A 5,280-nucleotide genomic window follows, 5' to 3' on the forward strand; every position below is an offset into this window, starting at 1 on the left:
GGTCGCGCAGGAAGAGGTAGATGATCGCGACGACGATCACCACCGAGAGCGCGAGCGTCAGCAGCACCTCGTGGATCGAGCCGTCGATGAAGACCGCGTCGTCGCCGGTAATGAAGATCCGCACCCCTGGCGGCAGCGTCTGCTGCAGCTCGGCGACGATGGCGTGGATGCTGCGCGAGATCTCGAGCGTGTTGCTCTCCGCCTGGCGGATCACCCCGATCCCGAGGCCGCTCTGCCCGTTCGAGCGCAGGATCGAGTTGCCGCTGTCCGGCCCGAGCGTCACCGTCGCCACGTCCGAGAGCCGCGTGTTCTGGTCGAGCATCAGCGCCCCGAAGGCCTCGGGCGTGTTGACCGTCGCGGTCGTGCGCACGACGAGGCTCTGGTTCGTGGCGCTGAGCGACCCCGCCGGACTGTCGAAGGCGACGGTCGCCAGCGCATCGCTCACGTCGCCGAGCGTCAGCCCCCGGCTCGCCAGCGCGATCTGGTCGACGTCGACGCGAAAGATCCGGTCGCGCGCGCCGTAGAGCGAGACGTCCGCCACCCCCGGCGCCGCGATCAGCCGGTCCTCGACCGTGTTCCGCACCAGGTCGGTCAGATCCTCGACCGACATCGTCTCGGAGGTCACCCCGATGCGGATCACCGGGTCGGAATTGGCGTCCGCCTTGACGATCCGCGGCTCGTCGGCGTCATCGGGCAGCTGGTTGATGACCCGACCGATCGAGTCGCGCGCATCCGACGCCGCCACGTTGAGGTCCGTTCCATCAGTGAACTCGACCGTCACCCGGCTCTGCCCGAAGGTCGAGCGCGAGGAGATGGCGCTCACCCCCGAGATCCGCCCCATGGCGCCCTCGATGACGCCGGTCACCTCGCGGTCGATCGTCTCGGGCGCGGCGCCGTCATAGCTCGTCGTCACGGTGATGACCGGCCGGTCAACGTCCGGCAACTCGCGCACCTCGACGCCGAAGAGCGCCGCCAGCCCCGCGATCACGATCAGGCTGTTGAGCACGACGGCCAGGATCGGCCGCCGCACGAAGAGCGCGGTGAACCCGCGCCCCGTCCCGCCGATGTCCGCGCGCGAAGCCAATGGCCGCCCTCAGGTCGGCGAGGGGCGCGGCAAATCGCCCCGCGCCGTCGCCGGCGGCGCCTCGCCCTCGAAGCGGAAGGGCGCACCCGGCCGCAGCATCTGTACCCCCTGCGTCACCACCACCGTGCCGGGCGCGAGGTCGGCATCGACCAGCACCGCATCGTTGTTGCGCTGCACGATGCGCACCGGCACCTGCTTCGCTACGCCGGCGTCGCTGATCCAGACGTAGGCGCCTGCCGCGTTCCACTGGATCGCCAGCGGATCGACCGCCGCGAAGACGTCGCCCGGAAAGCGCATGGTGATCGAGAAGGCCATGCCCGCGCGCAGCACGTCGTCGGCATTGTCGAGGCTCGCCCGCACCCGCAGCGTCCGCGTATCGGCGCTGATCCGGCTGTCGACCGTCACCACCTCGCCGGTCAGGTCGAGCCCCGGCAGCGCGAGCGGCCGCGCCGACACCGGCGCCCCCGCCTTCAGCTGCCCGACGAAGCGCTCCGGCACGCGGAAGTCGACCAGAATGTGCGACCGGTCGTCGAGCGTCGCCACCTCGGTCGCGCTCGTCACCTGGTCGCCGATATCGACCCCGAGGATGCCGACCCACCCGTCGAACGGCGCCCGGATCACCCGCCGCTCGAGCGCGAGCTCGGCATCGCGCAACGCCAGCTCCGCCTGGTCCCGCGCCAGCTGCGCCGCCCGGAGCTGCAGCTCGCTCACCGCCTGCGACCGCACCAGCCTCTGGTCACGCTCGAGCGTCGCCTCGGCATCGGCGAGCGTCAGCCGGGCGCGGTCGAGCTCGATCTCCTCGCCATCCGAGTCGAGCCGCACCAGCGGCGCCCCCGCCGGCACGTAGTCGCCCGCGGCCACCTCGATCGCCACCACCCGCCCGGAGACATAGGGCGTCACCGACACCGACCGCGCCGCCCGCCCGTCGCCGATCGCCGAGACGGAGTCGTTGATCCGCGCCTCGACCACCGGCGCGCCGAGCACCACCGGCACCCGCGGCCCCTGCTGGCCCTCGGCGGTCCGCTCCGCCCGCGCCGGCTCCACGGAGACCGCGGTGATCCCCGCCCGCTCCAGCAGCTCCGCCGCACCGGGAAAATAGCGCGCCCACAGGACGGCCGCCGTCGACAGCAGCACGAGCGAGACGATGGCTTGCTTCCAGATCCTCATTCCGGGTTCCCGCCGACGCGGCGCCCGAGCCTCCGTCGCCCGAAAAAGCGCATCATCACAGCAGATAAACCCGCCCGCTCCGGCAATGACAGCGCGATCTTGCCGAAGTCACGAAAGTTTTGCCGGCGCGCCTCTCCGCGACGGAATCCGCCGCGCCGCGCGTAAACCTATCCCGCCGCGAGCCCGCGCGCCGCGCCGCATCCCGCCGCCGCCATCCAGTCGCCGAGCCGCGCCGCCTCCTCCACGCCGAGCCGCAGCCCGAGCTTGGTCCGCCGCCAGAGCACGTCCTCGGCCGTCCGCGCCCACTCGCGCTCCATCAGCCAGCGCACCTCCCGCTCGGTGAGGTTCCAGCCGAACCGCGCCCCCAGATCATCCGCCCCGCGCGCCCCCGCCAGCAGCTCCGCCGCCTCGGTGCCGTAGCAGCGCACGAGCCGCATCGCCCAGCCCGCATCGAGAAAGCCGAAGCGCGCCGCGAGATCGCGCGCCAGCGCCTCCGCCCCGTCGACCGGAAAGTCCCCGCCCGGCAGCGGCACCCGCGCCGTCCACGCCTGCCCCATCGCCGGGAAGACCCCTACGAGCTTCGCCAGCGCCGCCTCCGACAGCCGCCGATAGGTGGTGATCTTGCCGCCAAAGACGTCGACCGCCGCCGCGCCGCCCGTCTCGCGCAGGCGGATCACATAGTCCCGCGTGGCGGCCGTCGCCGAGCTCGCCCCGTCGTCATAGAGCGGCCGCACCCCCGAATAGCTCCAGACGACATCCTCCGCCCCGACATCCGCGCGGAACGCCCCGCGCACCGCCGCCAGCAGATAGTCCCGCTCCTCCTCCGTGCAGCGCGCCTCCCCCGGCGGCCCCTCGTGCTCCACGTCGGTCGTCCCGACCAGCGTGAAGTCCCCCTCGTAGGGGATGGCGAAGACCACCCGCCCGTCCGCCTGCTGCAGGATGTAGGCCCGGTCGTGCTCGAAGAGCCGCCGCAAGACGATGTGGCTGCCACGCACCAGCCGCACCCGCGCCGCGCTCTCGCCGCCGAAGCCGGCGCGAATCACCCGCTCGACCCAGGGCCCGCCGGCGTTGACCACCGCCTTCGCCCAGACCTCCGCCCCGCCCTCGAGCGTAACCCGCCAGCCGCCCGCCTGGGGCGCGGCATGCTCGAAGCGGGTGCGGGTGCGGATCTCCGCGCCCTTCGCCGCCGCGTCGCGCGCGTTCAGCACCACCAGCCGCGCATCGTCCACCCAGCAGTCGGAATATTCGAACCCCTTCGCATACCCCGGCCGGAGCGGCGCGCCCGCCGGATCGCGCCGCAGGTCAAGCGTCCGCGTCCCGGGCAGGATCCGCCGCCCGCCGAGATGGTCGTAGACGAAGAGCCCGAGCCGGAGCATCCAGGCCGGCCGCAGCCCGGGCCGGTGCGGCAGCACGAAGCGCATCGGCCGCGCGATGTGCGGCATGGCGACGAGCAGCGTCTCGCGCTCGATCAGCGCCTCGCGGACCAGACGGAACTCGCCGTATTCGAGATAGCGCAGGCCGCCGTGGAAGAGCTTGGTCGAGGCAGACGAGGTCGCCTGCGCCAGGTCCCCCTGCTCGAAGAGCACCACCTTCAGCCCGCGCCCGGCCGCGTCGCGCGCGATGCCGCAGCCGTTGACCCCGCCGCCGATGATCGCGAGATCGAACCTCACGCCGTGGCCTCCGGATCCTGCCCGGCCGCATCCTGCCCGGCCGTCGCGACGGCGATCTCCACCCCGCCGCGGCCGCAGGCCTCGGCGAAGGCGGCGGGCGGCGGCGCGTCGGTCACGAAGGCATGCACGTCCGCCACGTCGCAGATCCGGACCGGCGCGCTCCGCTCGAACTTCAGCCGGTCGCAGACCAGGATGGTGCGCCGCGCGTTCTCGACGATGGCCCGCGCCACCGCTACCTCGCGCATGTCGTAGTCGAGGATCGCCCCGTCCTCGTCCAGCGCCGAGGCGCCGATCACCGCATAGTCGGCCTTGAAGCGGCGGATGAAGGCCACCGCCTCGTCGCCGACGATCGCCCCGTCGTGCTGGCGCACCACGCCGCCCGCCAGGATCAGCTCCTTCTGCGGCGTGCCGGAAAGGATCGCCACCACGTTGAGATTGTTGGTGATGACCACGAGATCCCGCCGCGCCATCAGCGCCCGCGCCACCTCCTCGGTCGTGGTGCCGACGTTCACGATGACCGAGCAGCCGTCGGGAATCATCTCCGCCGCCCGCTGGCCGATCGCCCGCTTCTCCGGAGCGGCCAGCGCGCGGCGCGCCGCATAGGCGACGTTCGACACCCGCGCGGCCGGAACCGCGCCGCCGTGCACCCGCGCGAGCAGCCCGCTCTGGCTCAAGTCGTTGAGATCGCGACGGATCGTCTGCGTCGTCACCTCGAACTCGACGGCCAGCGCCTCCACCTCCACCCGCCCCTGCGACCGCGCGCGCTGCAGGATTTCGCTTTGCCGTTCACTCAGGAGCATCCGTGCCGATCCCAGGCGCCGGCCTTCACATCGCCGGTCGGGCAGAAAATGACAGCTTTCATCCGAAAGTCAAAACTTTCACTTGACCGATCAGTACTTTTCAAATGAACTGAGCCGGCGTGATGCCGGCCCACGACCGGCACCCGTTCTAGGGAGGAAACAGATGCGCATGCCCCTTTGGTCGGCATCCGCCGCGATTGCGCTTATGGCGGGCGCGCCGGCGGCCTTCGCCGACATGGCCGCAGCCGAGAAGTGGATCAACGACGAGTTCCAGCCCTCTGCCATCAGCGTCGACGAGCAGAAGGCCGAGATGCAGTGGTTCATCGATGCCGCGGCGCCCCTCGCCGGCATGGAGATCAACGTGCTGTCGGAGGACATCCCGACGCACCGCTACGAGTCGAACGTGCTCACCAAGGCCTTCGAGGAGATCACCGGCATCAAGGTGAACCACCAGATCCTCGGCGAGGGCGAGGTGGTGCAGGCGGTGCAGACGCAGATGCAGACCAACCGCAACCTCTACGACGGCTACGTCAACGACAGCGACCTGATCGGCACCCAC

Annotated in this window: 4 protein-coding genes and 1 pseudogene; 1 reads left to right on the forward strand and 4 read right to left on the reverse strand. The window is 71.4% G+C overall.

Annotation, left to right across the window (positions count from 1 at the left end; all coding sequences use genetic code 11):
• The 4 genes from Q0112_RS11925 to Q0112_RS11940 all read right to left on the reverse strand — a co-directional run.
• On the reverse strand, positions 1-1,084 hold a 1,084-nt coding region (locus tag Q0112_RS11925; protein WP_297975615.1), incomplete at its 3' end, for an efflux RND transporter permease subunit.
• 9 nt (positions 1,085-1,093) lie between these two features.
• Positions 1,094-2,251: an efflux RND transporter periplasmic adaptor subunit gene (locus Q0112_RS11930; RefSeq protein WP_297975617.1), complete on the reverse strand. Its 1,158-nt coding sequence runs from the start codon at positions 2,249-2,251 to the stop codon at positions 1,094-1,096.
• A 167-nt stretch (positions 2,252-2,418) separates the two neighbouring features.
• A complete protein-coding gene (gene glpD / locus Q0112_RS11935; protein WP_297975619.1) occupies positions 2,419-3,921 on the reverse strand; it encodes a glycerol-3-phosphate dehydrogenase in 1,503 nt (500 codons plus the stop codon).
• Positions 3,918-4,721, reverse strand: coding sequence for a DeoR/GlpR family DNA-binding transcription regulator (locus tag Q0112_RS11940; protein ID WP_297975620.1), 804 nt, complete (start codon positions 4,719-4,721; stop codon positions 3,918-3,920). Before Q0112_RS11940 ends, glpD begins: the two co-directional genes overlap by 4 nt.
• 163 nt (positions 4,722-4,884) lie before the next feature.
• Here Q0112_RS11940 and Q0112_RS11945 point away from each other — a divergent pair.
• Positions 4,885-5,280 (forward strand): annotated as a pseudogene (locus tag Q0112_RS11945) (carbohydrate ABC transporter substrate-binding protein); the annotation flags it as partial.

Origin of the sequence: uncultured Amaricoccus sp. (genome assembly GCF_937858865.1) — a bacterium.
GTDB lineage: Bacteria > Pseudomonadota > Alphaproteobacteria > Rhodobacterales > Rhodobacteraceae > Amaricoccus.

Bases quoted from the DNA above. Each gene is read 5' to 3' on its own strand.
- Q0112_RS11940 (WP_297975620.1), bottom strand. From the start codon at position 4,721: ATGCTCCTGAGTGAACGGCAAAGCGAAATCCTGCAGCGCGCGCGGTCG.
- Q0112_RS11930 (WP_297975617.1), bottom strand. From the start codon at position 2,251: ATGAGGATCTGGAAGCAAGCCATCGTCTCGCTCGTGCTGCTGTCGACG.